The 14,841-nt window shown below is 74.9% G+C and carries 14 protein-coding genes; 6 read left to right on the top strand and 8 right to left on the bottom strand.

The genetic code is table 11. The features are described from left to right. Positions 1 to 20 precede the first annotated feature (20 nt). Together SLP03_RS26915 and SLP03_RS26920 are read right to left on the bottom strand one after the other, a co-directional pair. Positions 21 to 431, bottom strand: a complete 411-nt coding sequence (locus tag SLP03_RS26915; RefSeq protein WP_319463433.1) for a type II toxin-antitoxin system Phd/YefM family antitoxin — start codon at positions 429 to 431, stop codon at positions 21 to 23. Positions 432 to 591: 160 nt separating this feature from the next. Then, on the bottom strand, positions 592 to 1,134 hold the full coding sequence (locus tag SLP03_RS26920; protein ID WP_319463434.1) for a GNAT family protein: 543 nt from the start codon (positions 1,132 to 1,134) through the stop codon (positions 592 to 594). Positions 1,135 to 1,453: 319 nt separating this feature from the next. On the opposite strand from SLP03_RS26920, the gene SLP03_RS26925 reads away from it, so the two are divergent. The 4 genes from SLP03_RS26925 to SLP03_RS26940 are packed head-to-tail and all read left to right on the top strand — an operon-like array spanning position 1,454 to position 5,326. After that, positions 1,454 to 1,879, top strand: a complete 426-nt coding sequence (locus SLP03_RS26925; RefSeq protein WP_319463435.1) for a hypothetical protein — start codon at positions 1,454 to 1,456, stop codon at positions 1,877 to 1,879. 2 nt (positions 1,880 to 1,881) lie between these two features. Further along, positions 1,882 to 2,271, top strand: a complete 390-nt coding sequence (locus SLP03_RS26930; protein ID WP_319463436.1) for a hypothetical protein — start codon at positions 1,882 to 1,884, stop codon at positions 2,269 to 2,271. Beyond that, on the top strand, positions 2,223 to 2,786 hold the full coding sequence (locus tag SLP03_RS26935) for an SWIM zinc finger family protein (RefSeq protein WP_319463437.1): 564 nt from the start codon (positions 2,223 to 2,225) through the stop codon (positions 2,784 to 2,786). Before SLP03_RS26930 ends, SLP03_RS26935 begins: the two co-directional genes overlap by 49 nt. Beyond that, positions 2,783 to 5,326, top strand: a complete 2,544-nt coding sequence (locus SLP03_RS26940) for a DUF6493 family protein (RefSeq protein WP_319463438.1) — start codon at positions 2,783 to 2,785, stop codon at positions 5,324 to 5,326. Before SLP03_RS26935 ends, SLP03_RS26940 begins: the two co-directional genes overlap by 4 nt. A 307-nt stretch (positions 5,327 to 5,633) precedes the next feature. On the opposite strand, the gene SLP03_RS26945 is transcribed toward SLP03_RS26940, so the two are convergent. The 3 genes from SLP03_RS26945 to SLP03_RS26955 are packed head-to-tail and all read right to left on the bottom strand — an operon-like array spanning position 5,634 to position 9,305. Further along, on the bottom strand, positions 5,634 to 7,355 hold the full coding sequence (locus SLP03_RS26945; RefSeq protein ID WP_319463439.1) for an acyl-CoA dehydrogenase family protein: 1,722 nt from the start codon (positions 7,353 to 7,355) through the stop codon (positions 5,634 to 5,636). Further along, entirely contained in the window at positions 7,352 to 7,924 is a 573-nt protein-coding gene (locus tag SLP03_RS26950; protein WP_319463440.1) for a PadR family transcriptional regulator, read from the bottom strand. Before SLP03_RS26950 ends, SLP03_RS26945 begins: the two co-directional genes overlap by 4 nt. A 43-nt stretch (positions 7,925 to 7,967) precedes the next feature. After that, positions 7,968 to 9,305 carry a hypothetical protein gene (locus tag SLP03_RS26955; RefSeq protein ID WP_413644751.1) on the bottom strand — a complete coding sequence of 446 codons (1,338 nt, stop codon included), beginning with the start codon at positions 9,303 to 9,305 and terminating at the stop codon, positions 7,968 to 7,970. A 276-nt stretch (positions 9,306 to 9,581) separates the two neighbouring features. Here SLP03_RS26955 and SLP03_RS26960 point away from each other — a divergent pair, with 276 nt between their 5' ends. Continuing rightward, a complete protein-coding gene (locus SLP03_RS26960) occupies positions 9,582 to 11,141 on the top strand; it encodes an NAD(P)/FAD-dependent oxidoreductase (RefSeq protein ID WP_319463442.1) in 1,560 nt (519 codons plus the stop codon). A 155-nt stretch (positions 11,142 to 11,296) separates the two neighbouring features. Beyond that, positions 11,297 to 12,406: an FUSC family protein gene (locus SLP03_RS26965; protein WP_319463443.1), complete on the top strand. Its 1,110-nt coding sequence runs from the start codon at positions 11,297 to 11,299 to the stop codon at positions 12,404 to 12,406. A 7-nt stretch (positions 12,407 to 12,413) separates the two neighbouring features. Here the strand turns inward: SLP03_RS26965 and SLP03_RS26970 are convergent, their stop codons facing one another. The 3 genes from SLP03_RS26970 to SLP03_RS26980 form a co-directional block, all read right to left on the bottom strand. Beyond that, positions 12,414 to 13,106 carry a RibD family protein gene (locus tag SLP03_RS26970; RefSeq protein ID WP_319463444.1) on the bottom strand — a complete coding sequence of 231 codons (693 nt, stop codon included), beginning with the start codon at positions 13,104 to 13,106 and terminating at the stop codon, positions 12,414 to 12,416. Continuing rightward, positions 13,103 to 13,756: a GTP cyclohydrolase II gene (locus SLP03_RS26975; protein ID WP_319463445.1), complete on the bottom strand. Its 654-nt coding sequence runs from the start codon at positions 13,754 to 13,756 to the stop codon at positions 13,103 to 13,105. The genes SLP03_RS26970 and SLP03_RS26975 overlap by 4 nt, the downstream gene beginning before the upstream one ends. Before the next feature lie 66 nt (positions 13,757 to 13,822). Beyond that, the gene (locus tag SLP03_RS26980) at positions 13,823 to 14,782 is read right to left on the bottom strand and encodes a lysylphosphatidylglycerol synthase domain-containing protein (protein ID WP_319463446.1); all 960 of its coding nucleotides are present in this window, start codon (positions 14,780 to 14,782) and stop codon (positions 13,823 to 13,825) included. Between the last annotated feature and the right edge of the window lie 59 nt (positions 14,783 to 14,841).

Consider the following 14,841-nt stretch of genomic DNA (forward strand, 5'->3'; position numbering starts at 1 on the left):
GTCGGGTCGCCGCCGCCGGCTCAGTCGCGCAGCAGGTCGGCGTGGGCGGCGCGGAGCCGGGCGAGCGCCGGGTCGCCGGCCGGGACGCGGCGGTCCAGCTCGGCCCAGACCTCGGCGAGGGCGTCGACGAGCGCACGCCGCTCGGCGGCGTGCCGCCGGCTGCTCTGCCGATGCTGCTCCTCCAGGCGGCGGGACCAGCCGGCGCTGATCGCTGCGATCCGCTCGGAGTCGGCCCGGGTCTGCGTCGCCGTGCGGGCGGCGGGGGCGGGCACGATCGCGGCGATCGGGCGGGGGTCGCCGTCGCGGGTGACGATGGTGACGGTGTCGGTCAGCTCGGCTAGGGCGACGAGCTGGGTGAGCCGGGTGCGGACCTCGCGCAGCGGCAGGGCGCGCGGCTGGGGGGACCGGTCGGCCAGTGCGGGGGCAGCCATGGACACATGTTCACGTCCGGGTACGACAGAATTCCGCCGCGTACGGCAGCGTGCTGACCGGCACCTGGCATCCGGACGGCCCCGGACTCCACGCCGGTCGACGGGTGCCTGGCGGTGCTCCGGGCCGCGACCGACGTCGGCGAGACGGTGTGGCAGCGCGTCAGGGTTTCCATTCCGGGGCCAGCACCGACCAGACCTCCATGTCGGCCCGGCCGGTCGGCCCCGGGGCCGCCTCGCGGAGGACACCGTCGCGGCGCATGCCCAACCGCCGGGCGACGGCGATGCTGCGATCGTTGCCGGCCTTGGTCACCCACTCCACCCGGTGGATGTCGCGCTCCCGGATCGCCCACTCGATGATCACGCGGGCGGCGCGGGTGACCAGGCCCTGCCCCTCGGCGCCGGCCTCCAGCCAGCAGCCGGCCTCACAGACGCCGGTGGTGGTGTTGAGGGAAACGAAGAGAACCCCGCCGACCAGGGTGCCGCGCTGCCAGATGCCCCAGATCCCGCCGTCGTCGCGGGCCCACCGGTCGGCGTAGTTCTGCAGGACCTTGCGAGCGGAATCGGCGTCGGTGGCCACGAAGGACGCCCCCACCCAGGGGGAGATGTGCTCCCGGCACCGGTCGAGGTTGGCGAGGAACTCGTCGGAGCGCCACGGTTCGAGCGGCCGCAGCTCGGCGTCGTCGGTCAGGGGAAGAGCGAACATCCGAGCAACCTAATGCGCTTTCCGCCGACGCGCACACCGGATATCCGGCCTGGGTGTCCGCGTTGTAGATCCACACCACCCCGTACCGGTCGCCGCCCCACAGCCGGACGGTGGTCGGCTTGGCGGGCAGGGCGGACACCCGCCACCGTCCGTCGGCGTCGGAGCACTCCTGCTGCTGGAAGGGAACGGTGTCACCGTCCCGGCCGACGTACGCGAGCGGGCAAACCCCCGGCACCGGCTGCCGGGTGCGCGAGTCCACGACCCGGCCGGTGAGCACCCCGCCCAGCGGATGTCGGTCGGTCGCCCTACCGTGTGCGCCGTGAACGCCGTCCAGACGTACCGATACCTCCAGCCGTCCGCGTTGCGCGCCGCCGGTCTCGACCTCCAGACCTGCGGCGGCCCGGCGGCCAACCCGCGCTTCTTCTCCGGGTTCCTCACCACCCCCGCGGCGGCGGCCGCCGGGCTGCTCGCCGTCGCCGAGGTGGCTCGCACCCGCTACCACCAGCCGGTCAACCCGGCGAGCCTGGACCCGGTGGTGACGGGCAGCCGGGACCGGTTGCGCTTCGAGTCCTTCTCCGGCTGCTGCGGGGTGTACGCCCGGATGGACGTGCTACCGGCCGGCTTCGACGGCGAGGTCGTCGGGCACGGCACCACCAACGTCGACGTCAACCCGCCATTGCGGGAGGCGTTGGCCCGGGTCGGCGGATCGAACCGCTGCACGTGGCCGTCGGCCCGGACGACCTGACGGTGTCCACGATGGACGGCACGGTGGTGGAGCGGAAGGTCCCGCTACCGGGGCGCTGGCTGCGCGGCTTCGCCGAGGTGCAGGTGCTCACCGCGGCGTTCGAGCCGCGCGCCGAGATCCCCGCCGCGGGGGCCGCTGCCTTCCTGCGCCGGCTACCCGGCGGCACCGACCGTTCGGTGCTCTGGGCGGTGCCCGCCGGGCGTACGCTCCGGCTCACCTCGCGACCCGTGCCGGGCGCCGTCTGCCTGGCCGGCGCAGGCCGGCTCGCGGCGCTGCGCGGCCTGCTCCGCCACGCGGACACGCTGCGGGTGTACGGGCCGTCGGTGCGGGCCGGCTCCCCGCCGTGCCGAGCACCTGGGTGCTGGACACCGGGGCGCTGCGGCTGTCGCTGACCCTCTCCCCCGAGCCGTACCGGGGGTTCTCCGGTGAGGGAGCGGCCCTGCTCGCGCTCGCCGGTGACGAGGTGGTCGACGACGCGGAGCTGGTCGGCGCCCTGCTCTCCTGGGACCCGACGATCGACGTCGCCGCGCTCGCCGACGCGGCCGGGCTGCCCGACGACCGGGTCCGCGCCGCGCTGGCCCAGCTCGGCACCGCCGGGCGGGTCGGCTACGACGTGGCCGAGGGCGGGCACTTCCACCGGGTCATGCCGTACGACGCGGGGCGGGCCGAGCGGGACAACCCGCGCCTGGTCGGCGCCCGGGTGCTGGTCGAGCGCGGCGCGGTCGCCCGGGAGGGCGAGCACGCCACGGTACGCAGCGGCGACGAGGTCTACCGGGTGCGGCGGCTGCCGGACGGGGCGTACACCTGCTCCTGCCGGTGGTGGGGGCGGCACCGCGGGCAGCGCGGGCCCTGCAAACACGCCCTGGCCGTGTCGATGGTGGCGGCGCCGGCGGAGGTGGGGGCGTGACGGACTTCTTCGAGTCCCTGATCCGGGGCGACGTGCGCGCCGTCCGGTCGGTGCTGAACGGGCTGGACGAGCCGGCCCGCCGGGCGCTCGGCGACGAACTGGTCGCCCACGTCCGGCGGCGGCGCGACAACTGGTGGTGGGGGAAGGAGGCGACCGCGCTGGCGCTGGCGGCCGTCGGCACGCTCAGCACCGCGACGAAGGCGGCGGCGCTGCTCGGCCGGCGGTCGGTCATGCTGCGGGACGCCGACCCGGAGCCGGTGGTCGCCATGGCCCGGCAGCGGGGCGTGACCTGGCTGGCCGACCTGGCGTACAAGCTGGCCGACCGGATGCGCCGCAGCGAGCCGTGGGAAGGCTGGCACTTCACGGCGGGGCTCCTGCTGGCGGAGAAGGTGGCGCCGCCGCCCGGGGACGCGTTCGTCGCCGGCTGGGCGTACGCGATGTGGTGGCAGCAGCCCTCCGGCCAGCAGCAGCCACCCCTGCTCGACCGGCTGCGCGCCGACCCGTTCCTGGACGTGCTGCTGCCCCGGCTGTTCGAGGTGGACGGCGTCGGAGCCGACCTGACGTTCGGCGGCGACCGGCAGGCGGCACCCCGGGCCCTGGCCGCGCTGGCGGCGGAGGGGCGGGTCGACCGGACGGTCCTGCTGGACGGGGTCCTCGGTCGGCTGCTGAGCGGGGACCGGCCGGTCGCGCTGCGCCCGTTCCTGGCCCTGCACGACCTGCTGACGCCGACCCCGGAGGAGGTGGCGGCGCGGGCGAGCGCGTACCTGCGGTTGCTCGCCGACGGGCCGGGGCCGGTCGCCACGACGGCGCTGCGGACGCTGCGCGACCCGGGTGACGCGGTGGAGCTGGAGCCCCTGCTGGACGCCGCCCGGGCGGTGCTGACCCGGCCGGAGAAGGCGCTGGTGCGGGCGCAGCTGTCCTGGCTGGACAAGCTCGCCCGGCAGCAGCCGGACCGGGCGGCGGAGGTCGCCGCCGCGCTCGCGGTGGCCACCGAACATCCGGCGGCGGACCTGCGGGACCGAGCGGTGGCGCTGGCGCAGCGGCACGGGCACCGGCCGGTTCGCTCCGTCGCGGTGACGGTGGCCGGCGACGAGCTGCCTCCCCCGGCGCCGGCGGCGGCCGTCCCGTCCCCGATCGCCGAGGTGGACGAGTTGGTCGAGGAGGTGTCGGCGCTGCTCGGCCGGCGCTGGCCGGCGCTGGCGGTCGAGCGGGTCCTCGACGGGCTGGTCCGGTTGGGCACCACCGACCGGGACCGGTTGGAGTCCGCGCTGCTGCCGGTGCTGCAACGCCACCAGGTCGGCGACTTCGACCACCCGTGGGCGGTGTTCAACCTGTCGGCCCAGTTGCACGGGGTCCTGCTGGCCGCCGCCGCCCCGGCCGAGGCGGCCACCCGCCGCGACCAGTGGGCCGGAATCCTCACCGAGTCCCGCCCTCGGGCGCTGCGCCCGTTCCGGGGCCGGCTGGCCGGCGAGCCGCCCCGCCGGTCCGCGTTGGCGCAGGTGTACTGCGCCCGGCTCGCCGAGATCGGGCAGCGGTTGGACGGGCGGGGCGATCCCGGCCTGCTCGCCGCGCCCACCTCGGCCACCAGCGCCCTCGACCCGACCGCGCTGTACGACCGGCTGGCCGCCCTCGGCGGCCGCCCGGTCTGGCGGTGGGACCTCACCCAGGCGCTGCTGCGGCTGCCCGCCGGGGTGGACGAGGCGCTGGCGGCGCGGGCGGCGGCGCTCGGCACGCCGGCCGGCGCCGAGCTGGCCGGCTGGCTGCGGGGGGACGTCCTCCCGGCACCGGTCCACCGGGTGGTGACGGTCGGCCGGCGGGAGCGGATAGGCGACTACGACTTCCGGTACGACCGCATGCCGGAACGGCGGACCGTGGTCGCCACCACCCCGCCCGACGGCGTGGCCGACCCGCTCGGGCTGCTCACCGTGCCGGCGCACCTGGTCGGACGGGGGCACGGCGGCTGGGGCGACCTGTGGCCGGCCCTGCTGCCCGGGGACCGAGGGCTGGTCGCCGCGCACCTGCTGGCCGAGGTCGCGAAGGCGGCGCAGGAGGACCTGCGGGAGGGTGCCACGGTCCTGCCGGTGCTGGCCGAGTGCACGGGCGCGGGCGGCCCGGCGCTCGACCTGGTGCTGGCGTACGGGCTGTGCGCCCGGCACGAGGTGGACCGGGTCGCCACGCTCGACGCCCTGCTGATGCTGGCGGCGTCCGGGGACCTGGACGCGCCGGCCGTGGGCGTGCGGCTCGGCGCGCTGGCGGCGGACGGCCAGGTGACGCTCCCCCGGGCGGCGACCCCGCTGCGCGACGCGGTCGCGGCCGGTGCCCGGCTGAGCACCTGGCGGCTGCTCGCCGCGGCGCTGCCGGCGCTGCTGGCCGCGCCGACGCCACCGCGGGGCACCCCGGACCTGCTCACCCTGGCCGCGGAGACCACCACCGCGACCGGGGTACGGATCGAGGTGCCGGGCCTGGCCGACGTGGTGGCGCGGGGCGGCGGGAGCCGGCTGGTGACGGAGGCCCGCCGGCTCACCACCGCGCTGGCCTGACGGGCCGCGACGCGGGCCGGCCGGGCCGGGACGCGGCCCGGCCCGGACACCGACCAGGCCAACCGGATCGCGTGAAGCCGGGACGCGGGCCAGTCCGGGACGCGGCCGAGCCGGGACGCGGGCGTGCACTCCGGGGCCGGCCCGGCAGAGCGGGCGCGAAGCGTCGGGGCGGTCGGCCGGGCCGGACGACCGGATCCCCGCTTGTCCCTACGAACTTGACGACGTGAACGGATCGCGCCGAGTTGATCCGTTCACGTCATCAGGTTTGTAGCGGGAAGAACAGGAACCGGGCGGTGAGGCGGATCGGTCAGGGGTGCATCTCGTACGCACCGGAGAGGGCGGCCACCCGCTCCCAGACCCGGGTGGTGCGCTCGGCGTCCCGCACCGGGCGCCGGACGTGGGCCAGCGCCCAGGCGGCCTGCTCCTCCGTGGTGGCCGCCTTGCCGTGCAGCTCGGTGGCGTACCCGGAGAAGTCCCGGACCAGCAGGTCGAAGATCTCGTCGAGCAGGTCGCCGTCCAACCCGGTCAGCTCGGCCTGCTCAAGGATGAGGTGGCCGTACACGACCAGCGCGAAGAGTTGGCCGAGGGCGAGCAGGAAGTCCAAGTCCCGCTGCTGATCCTCGCTCGGCGCGTGCGCGACGAGCAGGCCGCACAGCCCGTCGGCCTGCTCCCGGAACCGGGCCACGTTCGGCACGGCGGCCTGCGCGTCGTACGCGGCCCGCCAGTCGTGGAAGCGGATCGCGCCGAGGCCGCGGGCCGGGCCCTGCCGGAACAGGAACTCGTCGTCGGCCGGGTCGTGGCGGGTCGGCACCGGCGGGTGGTCGGTCGGCTGGAACAGGTAGTTCGCCATGAACTTGAGGATCAGCGCCAGGTTGACGTGCACCGTCCCCTCCAGCTTCGGCAGCCCGCGGATGTCCTTGGCGGCCTTGTCGAAGTAGGTGTCCGCCTCGAAGCCCTTCGCGGCGATCACATCCCAGAGCAGGTCGATGACCTTCTCGCCCTCGGTGGTGACCTTCATCTTGGTCATCGGGTTGAACAGCAGGTACCGCCGGTCGTCGGGGCCGGCCGAGCGGAAGTAGTCGACCGCCCGGTCGCTGAACAGCTTCATCGCGACCAGGCGGGCGTACGCGTCGGTCAGCTCCCGGCGGACGTGCGGGAAGTCGGTGACCCGCCGGCCGTACAGCACCCGGTGGTGGGCGTGGGTGACCGCCTCGTACATGGCGTGCTCGCAGATGCCGATCGAGGCGGTGCAGAGGTTGAACTTGCCGACGTTGACGGTGTTCAGCGCCGCGTCGAAGGCGGCCTTGCCGGTGTGCAGGATGTCCTCGGCGCGGACCGGGTAGTCCTCCAGCCGGAACTCGCTGACGTACATCTGTGCGTTCACCACGTTGCCGACCAGCCGGTACGCCGGGTGCCGGCTGTCGGCGGCGAAGAAGACGTACCGGTCGGGACCTTCGACGTCGGCCCGGCGGCCGAAGACGGAGACCAGGCCGGCGACGTTGCCGTTGCCGATGTAGTACTTGCCGCCGGTGGCCCGGAAGCCACCCGCGCCGTCCGGGGTGAGCAGCATGTCGGTGGAGTAGATGTCGGCCCCGTGCGGGCGCTCGGAGAGCCCGAAGGCCATCACATGCCCGGCGTCGAGCAGCTCGGCGGCGCGGGCCCGGGCGGCGGCGTTGTCGCTCTGCCAGACCGGGCCGAGGCCGAGGACGGTGACCTGCCAGGTGTACCAGTAGCCGAGGCCGTAGAAGCCGAGGATCTCGCTCAGCGCCGCGTTGCGCGCGGTGTCCCAGCGCTTGTCCGGGTCGCCGCCGCCGTCCGCGGCCGGGGTGAGGAAGGTGGCGAACAGGCCCTCCTTCGCGGCGAAGGCGAGGAAGTCGCCGTACCAGTCGCGCCGGTTGTAGCTGTCGACGAGCGCCTGCTTGCCGCGCTGCTCGAACCAGTCGACGGTGGCCCGCAGCAGCCGGCGGGAGGGCTCGTCGAGGTGGGTGGGGTCGTAGGTGCGCGGGTTGAGCAGCAGCGGGTCGGTCACGGGGTCGCCTTCCTGGTCGGGGGGTCGAGGTCGCGGAGGGTGGCGAGGACGTCGTCGAGCCAGGCCAGCACCATCCGCTCGTACGCGATGCCGCCGCGCAGCACGACGTGCTGGAGCGACCCGCGGGCGTCCAGCGCCTCGGGGTCCGGGAAGTCGCGGCGCTCGCCGGCCAGGTAGCCGGCGAGGGTGGTCTCGTGGTCGGCGCGGTACCGCTCGACCTCGGTGACCAGCGCGGCACGCCCGGCGGGGTCGTCGAACGCCGCGCCGCGGATCTTGACGGCCAGCTCGTGCCGGACCGCCTCGGGCTGCACCGGGGCGCGCAGCCAGGTGATCAGCGCGGCCCGGCCGGCCGGCGCGGCGGACCAGACCTTCTTGTCGGGCAGCCCGTCCTGGCCGACCTCCTCGGCGGTGATCCAGGCGTCCGCCTCCATCCGCTTGAGCACCCGGTAGATCTGCTGGTGGGTGGCGGTCCAGAAGCGGCCGATCGAGCGGTCGAAGCGCCGGTTCAGGTCGTACCCGGAGGCCGGCTGCTCCAGCAGCGAGACCAGGATGGCGTGCTCCAGCGACATGCCAGCATCCTGCTATGCAACTCGTTGCATAGCAAGGCCGGACTCAGATGATGAAGTGCGTCCAGTAGGTCAGCCACACCACGAAGAGCGCCCCCTGGAGCACGGCCAGCGCGGCGGTCAGCCAGGTGTCGAGGCTGGCCCGGCGGGCCCAGCGGGCCAGCACCAGCGCGACCGGAAACGCCACGACCAGGTAACGCAGCAGGCTCTTGTAGACCGGCGGCCCCATCGACAGCGGCACCAGCACCACGATCACCGTGTAGACCAGGTACGGCAGCTCGGCCCGGCGAAGGCCGACGACGGCGATCACCAACACGGCCACCGCGAACCAGACCCGCAACGCGTCCGCGCCGGTGCCGCCGGCCAGCCCGTGCCAGGCCACCCACAGCGGGTCCTGCAGGGTGATCCCCCAGCCCCGCTTCTGGGCGTGCTGGTACGCGAACCAGTCGCCGGCCTGCCAGCGGCAGAACGCCATGAACGTCAGCCAGCCGCCCGGTACGAGCAGCAGCGGCCAGCCGAGCCGCAGGTACCGCCCGAGCGTGCGGGGATCGAGCCGGTACCCGTGCTGGCGCAGCAGGACCAGGGCCAGCGGGACGACGACCAGGAAGCCGACCGAGCGGCTCAGCGCCAGGAAGTAGCCGACGATCCCCACCAGCAGCCAGCGGCGCCGCTCGGCGTACCAGAAGGCGGCCAGGGCGAGGCAGAGGAAGAGCGACTCGGTCAGCGCCGCCTGGAACAGGAACGCGGTCGGCAGCAGCAGCAGGTAGCGGACGAACCGGCGACCCGCCGCCGGGTCGTCGCCGCCCGCCTCGGCGCCCGCCGTGCCGGCCGCGTCGCCCCCGCCGAGCAGGCGGGCGCCGAGCTGATGGGCGTAGTAGAGCTGGAACACCAGTGCGAGGTTGCTGACCAGCAGCAGGGCCCAGGCGGTGTGCCCACCGAGCAGCGGCCCGACCGACCGGGCCAGGAAGGGATAGAGCAGCGGGAAGCCGACGTCCGGCCAGGGCCGGTCCAGCGGCAGCCGGGCCAGGTGGTCGTAGAGGAACGAGTCCCAGGCGAACCAGAGCGAGATCCACCGGTACGGCGAGACGGCATGCTGCTGAGCGCGCATCATCGCCTCGTCGGCGGGCGGTGCGCCGGGAACACCGTCCCAGGCGCTCAGCGCGATCACGCCGACCAGGCTGAGCACGACCTTCGAGCCGACGAAGACCGCCAGCACGAACCCCCACGGTGCGGGCACCCGGGCGGCGAGGCGGGACACCCCCCGGCCGGCGCGGCGGAGCCGGGCCCCCGGCCTCGGGCGGTCCGTGGCGGGGCCGCCGGCCGTGCCACGGGTCAGCCGGGACGTGGCGGAACCGCCGGCCGCGTCGGCCCGTTGCCCGTTCACCATCCGTCCCCCACGCGTCGCCCGCCCGCGACCGCTCCCGGACCGCGAACCGTCGCCCGGGATCCCCGTTCCGCGGCCGTTGACACCTGCCCGCGGGCGGTGGACGTCTGCCCATCGCCGACGGTGCGGGTTCCCGGAGGCGACCGCGGCGAGCGCGGGGCGGCGAGCGGCCCGACGACCGGCGACAATCTCGGCGCGCAGAAAGGTGAGATCGGGGGCGAAACGGGTAACCGCGCTGCCGCAACGAACAGGCCGGCGGCGGAGGGCACGGACAGCATGGGCGAGAAGAGCGGCACCGTGGTCATCGGCGCGGGGCCGGCGGGGCTGACCGCTGCGTACGAACTGCTCCGGCACGGTGAGCCGGTCCGGGTCTTCGAGGCCGACGACGTGGTCGGCGGGATCAGCCGCACCGTGGAGCGGGACGGCTGGCGCTTCGACATCGGCGGCCACCGGTTCTTCACCAAGGTGTCCCGGGTGGAGGCGTTCTGGCACGAGATCCTGCCCGACGAGGACTTCCTACTCCGGCCCCGGATGAGCCGGATCTACTACCGGGGCGCGCTCTACGACTACCCGCTCAACGCCGGTAACGCGCTGCGCAACCTGGGCATCATCGAAGCGTTGCGCTGCGTCGGCTCGTACGGGCGGGCGCGGTTGCGGCCACCGAAGGACCAGTCGCACTTCGAGGGCTGGGTCTCCGCCCGATTCGGCTGGCGGCTCTACTCGAAGTTCTTCAAGACGTACACCGAGAAGGTCTGGGGGATGCCGGCCGACCAGTTGCAGGCCGACTGGGCCGCCCAGCGGATCAAGAACCTCTCGCTGTCGAAAGCGATGGCCAACGCGCTGCTGCCGCGGCGGAACCGCAAGGACGTGACCAGCCTGATCGAGGAGTTCCAGTACCCGAAACACGGGCCCGGGATGATGTGGGAGCGCTGCACCGAGCAGGTCGAGAAGCGGGGCGGGTCGGTGCGTACCGGAACCTGGGTGACGGCCGTGCACCGCGACCCGGCGGCCGCCCGGGCCACCGGCGTGACGGTGGCCGACGCGGACGGGGAACGGACCGAGCCGGCCGACCACGTGATCTCCTCGATGCCGATCTCCGCGCTGGTGCGCGCGCTGCGCCCGGCGGCGCCGCCGCAGGTGCTCGCCGCCGCCGACGACCTGCGCTACCGCGACTTCCTGACCGTGGCGCTGGTCGTCCCGGAGGAGTTCTCGTTCCCGGACAACTGGATCTACGTGCACGACCCGGCCGTCCGGGTGGGTCGGATCCAGAACTTCGGCTCCTGGTCGCCGTACCTGGTCAAGGACGGGAGGACCTGCCTGGGGCTGGAGTACTTCGTCTTCGAGGACGACGAGATGTGGCGGACGCCCGACCCGGACCTGGTCGCGCTCGCCACCGCGGAGTTGGAGGGGCTCGGCCTGGTCCGGCCGGGCTGCGTGGAGGCCGGCTACGTCGTCCGGATGCCGAAGGCGTACCCGGTGTACGACGAGCGGTACCAGCAGAACGTCGACGTGATCCGGGACTGGCTGACCCGTGAGGTGCCGAACGTGCACCCGGTCGGGCGCAACGGCATGCACCGCTACAACAACCAGGACCACTCGATGCTGACCGCGATGCTGACCGCCGAGAACATCGCCCACGGCGCCGGTCACGACGTCTGGACGGTCAACGTGGAGCAGGACTACCACGAGGAGAGGACCTCCTCCGCCGGCCGCCGGCACGGCGACGGCCGGCACGGCACCGGCCGGGACGCGCCGATCGTTCCCGCCCGGCCCGTGCTGCGTCGCCGCGTGACCGAGATCCGCGAGGCCACCCCGGCCCCGGTACGTCGGCCCTGATCCCCCGGGGGCGGTAAGGCACGGACGTGAGGGTGGTCATAACCCGCCAGGTGCGGGGACGGTCCTGTTACGACGATCAACGTCGCGGGTAGAAGTAGGTCCGGCCGGAATCGTCGGTCCGGTGGTGCGCCGGTCCGCCTAGGAGGGTGCGGACAGTGCGAGGTTGGGGAAAGGCCGCCGTCGGGCGGCTGCGGGAGGGGTGGGTCCCGGTCGTCGAGGCCGCGCTCGCCGCGACCGTGGCGTGGCTGATCGCCGCGCGGCTCATCGGCCACCCGGACCCGCTCTTCGCGCCCAGCGCCGCGCTGATCGTCCTCGGTGAGTCCCGGGGGAAGCGGGTCCGGCAGAGCGTCGAGCTGATCCTCGGCGTGGCCGGCGGGGTGCTCATCGCCGACCTGGTGGTGCACGCGCTCGGCCCGGGCACCGGGACCATGCTGATCGTGCTGCTGCTGACCCTCGGCATCACGGTGGCCGCCGGCGCGAGCAGCACACTGATCATCCAGACCGCGCTCTCCGCGCTGTACCTGGTCGTGGTGGCCGCGCCGAAGGGCGGCTTCGCGCCGTTCCGGTTCGTCGACGCGCTGATCGGCGGGGCGGTGGCGCTCGCCGCCAGCCAGCTCGTGACCGCCCGCGACCCGCTCGCCCCGCTGGTCGCCGAGGCTCGGCAGACCTTCACCGATCTGGCCGAGCTGCTCGACCGGATCGACGACGCGCTCGGCCGGTGCGACGAGACGGCCGCCCACGCGGCGTTGGACCGGGCCCGCCAGGTGGAAGACTGTGTGGAACGGCTGCGCTGCGCGGTCCAGGCCTGCGGCGAGACGCTGCGGCTGCGGGTCCGCCGCCGCCGGCACCTGGGCCAGGTCGAGGAGGTCGAGGCCACCGCCCGGCAGCTCGACTATGCCGTACGCAACATCCGGGTGCTGGCCCGCAACGGGGTCACCCTGACCCGGCTGCACACGGCGACGCCGCCGGAGTTGGGCGCCGCGATCCGCGCGCTCGCCGAGGCGGTACGCGCCGCCGGTGCGGCGCTCGCCACCGACCTGACCGGCCACGACGACGCCGACCGGCACGTGGGCCGGGCCGACGAGGCGGCCCTGGCGGCGGTTCGCATCGGCGCCGAGCTGCTCGATTCCGACCCGCCGCTGCCGGTCGTGATGATCGTCGGTCAGATCCGGGCCACCGCCATCGACCTGCTGCGCGGGGTGGGCGAGGACGACGTGGCGGTGCTGAGCCGGGTCGACGAGGCGCTCGGCCTGCCGGTGGTCTGACCGGTGGTCATCCGCCCTCGCAGCGGTCGGAGAGGGCGTACCGGGTCAGCACCACGTCGCCGATCTGGCGGACATCCAGCACCCGCGCGCGCCGGCCCGAATGCCAGGGGAAGCGGCCGTCCCCGACGAAGCGCGGCGCCCGGCCGTCGCCGACGAAGAACGGCGCGACCACGAGGTGCAGCTCGTCGGCGAGGCCGGCGCTGAGGAACTGGGCGTGCACGCTGCCGCCGCCCTCGACCATCAACCGGCGGACGCCCCGGGCGGCGAGGTCGGCCAGCACCGCGGCCGGGCTGGCCGGCTCGCCGGCGTCGACCACGGTGGCCACCCCGCCCAGCCGCTCCCGGGTCTTCTCCGACGCGCCGCTCGGGCAGTACACCAGCTTCGTCGCGTCGCCCATGGTGAAGAAGCGGGACGTCGGGTCGAGGTCTCCACTGGCGGTGAGGGTGACCTTCGCCGGGGACGGCGGCAGGCCCCGGGCCACCCGCTCGGCCCGGCGCCGGTCGGAGCGCACCAGCAGCCGGGGGTCGTCCCGCCGGACGGTGCCCGCGCCGACCAGGATCGCGTCGCAGCCGGCCCGGACCCCGTCGATCCGGTCCAGGTCGTCGGCGTTGGAGAGCAGCAGCCGCTCGGTGGTGGCGTCGTCGATGTAACCGTCGATCGACATCGCGCAGCTGAGCAGCACGTACGGCCGCCCGGTCACGGCACCAACGGCAGGTCGAGGGCGTGGTCGCCGCGGCTGACCTTCGCCGCCAGGTAGCCGGCGTTGGCCGGGGACAGGTGCACGCCCGTCGACACCCGTTCGGTCACCGTCACGCCGAGCCGGTCGAGCTGGGCGGCCTTGTCCGGGTTGTTGCTGAGCAGGGCGACCCGGGACACGCCCAGCGCGGCCAGCATCTGCCCGGCCACCGTGTAGTCCCGCTCGTCCGCGCCCCGACCCAATGCCAGGTTCGCCTCGTACGTGTCCAGGCCGGCGTCCTGCAGGGCGTACGCGTCGAGCTTGGCGTACAGGCCGATGCCGCGCCCCTCCTGCCGCAGGTAGAGCAGGAAACCGTCGGCCTCGGCGATCCGCTCGACCGCCTCCCGCAGCTGCGGGCCGCAGTCGCAGCGCTGGCTGCCGAAGACGTCCCCGGTCAGGCACTCGCTGTGCGGCCGGACCAGGGGCGGTGGTCCGCCGGTGATCTGCCCGGCCACGGTCGCCGCCCAGTCACCGAGGCCGAACGCGAGATGCTCCCGGCCGTCCGCCAGGCCGTCGAACGAGAAGACCCGGGCGGTCGTGACGTACCCGTCGGGGAACCGCAGTGGGACCGTGACCTGGGTACGCACCGTCGCCGCCGGCAGCGCTTCGTCCATTGCTCTCCTCCGTCCGGTGCCGCCGGACGCGCCGGCAGTGCCCACCAAGGTCCACCGTAGGCGCGGTCAGCGATCGGTGCTCGCCGCCGTGGCCCCGAACCGGCGCAGCAGCAGCACTGCCGCGCCGGGCAGGCTCGCAACGAGGACCAGCGCGCCGTACACCATGGCGGCGGCGACGCCCTGCGCGGCGGTCAGGCCGGCGGCGGCGAAGGCCCACGCGGCCACCCCCTCGCGCGGGCCGAACCCGCCGACGTTGGCCGGCAGCCCCATCGCCAGCAGGGCGAGCAACGTCAGCGGCACCAGCCGGGCCAGCGGCGCGTCGGCGCCGGCGGTGCGGGCCGCGACCACGAAGGTGGCCAGGTGGCCGGCCACCACCACGGCGGAGGCGACCACCACGCCGAGCCAGGTCCGCCGGGCGAGCAGTCCGGCCCGGACGTCGGCCACTCCGGTGCGCAGCGCCCGCCCCCACCGGGAAGCGCCGGAGCGGGGCGCCGCCCGGGCGAGCAGGACCAGGCCGAGCCCGACGGCCAGCAGCACTCCGGTCACCGCGGGCAGGTACGGCCGGACCGGCGACGGGAGCGCGGTCAGCACGAGCACGGCGATGACGAGCTGGACGACCTGCCCGGCGGTGCGTTCCCAGACCACCGCGCGGATGCCCCGGCCGACGTCGCCGGCGTCCCGGCCGTGCCGCACCGCGCGGTCCACGTCGCCGAGCACCCCGCCGGGGAGCGTCGAGTTGAGGAAGACCGCGCGGTAGCAGTGGGCCACCGCGGCGCCCATCGGCAGCCGTACGCCGAGGCCGCCCGCGACCAGCGCCCACCGCCAGGCGCAGCAGACGGTGGTGACCAGCCCGATGGCGAGGGCCGCGGCGAGCGCCGGGCCGTCGATCAGCCGCAGCCCGTCGAGGAACGGCCCGGCGCCCACCCACCAGAGCAGGGCGGCGAGCACCCCGAACCCTCCGAGCGTGCGGACCCAGGCCCACGACGACCGGGCCGCGGGGGTCGCCACCGGCACGGTCGGGGACACGGCGGGCGCCACCGGGGGTACGACGGGCGCGGCGACGGTGGCGTGCGACTAGCGGTCGT

It is taken from the genome of Micromonospora sp. RTP1Z1, from assembly GCF_033804685.1.
In the GTDB taxonomy this organism is placed as follows: Bacteria; Actinomycetota; Actinomycetes; order Mycobacteriales; family Micromonosporaceae; genus Micromonospora.

Coding starts and splice junctions, on each gene's coding strand:
- SLP03_RS26975 (WP_319463445.1), bottom strand. CDS start 13,756: ATGGACGAAGCGCTGCCGGCGGCGACGGTGCGTACCCAGGTCACGGTC.
- SLP03_RS26950 (WP_319463440.1), bottom strand. CDS start 7,924: ATGTCGCTGGAGCACGCCATCCTGGTCTCGCTGCTGGAGCAGCCGGCC.
- SLP03_RS26915 (WP_319463433.1), bottom strand. CDS start 431: ATGGCTGCCCCCGCACTGGCCGACCGGTCCCCCCAGCCGCGCGCCCTG.
- SLP03_RS26920 (WP_319463434.1), bottom strand. CDS start 1,134: ATGTTCGCTCTTCCCCTGACCGACGACGCCGAGCTGCGGCCGCTCGAA.
- SLP03_RS26960 (WP_319463442.1), top strand. CDS start 9,582: ATGGGCGAGAAGAGCGGCACCGTGGTCATCGGCGCGGGGCCGGCGGGG.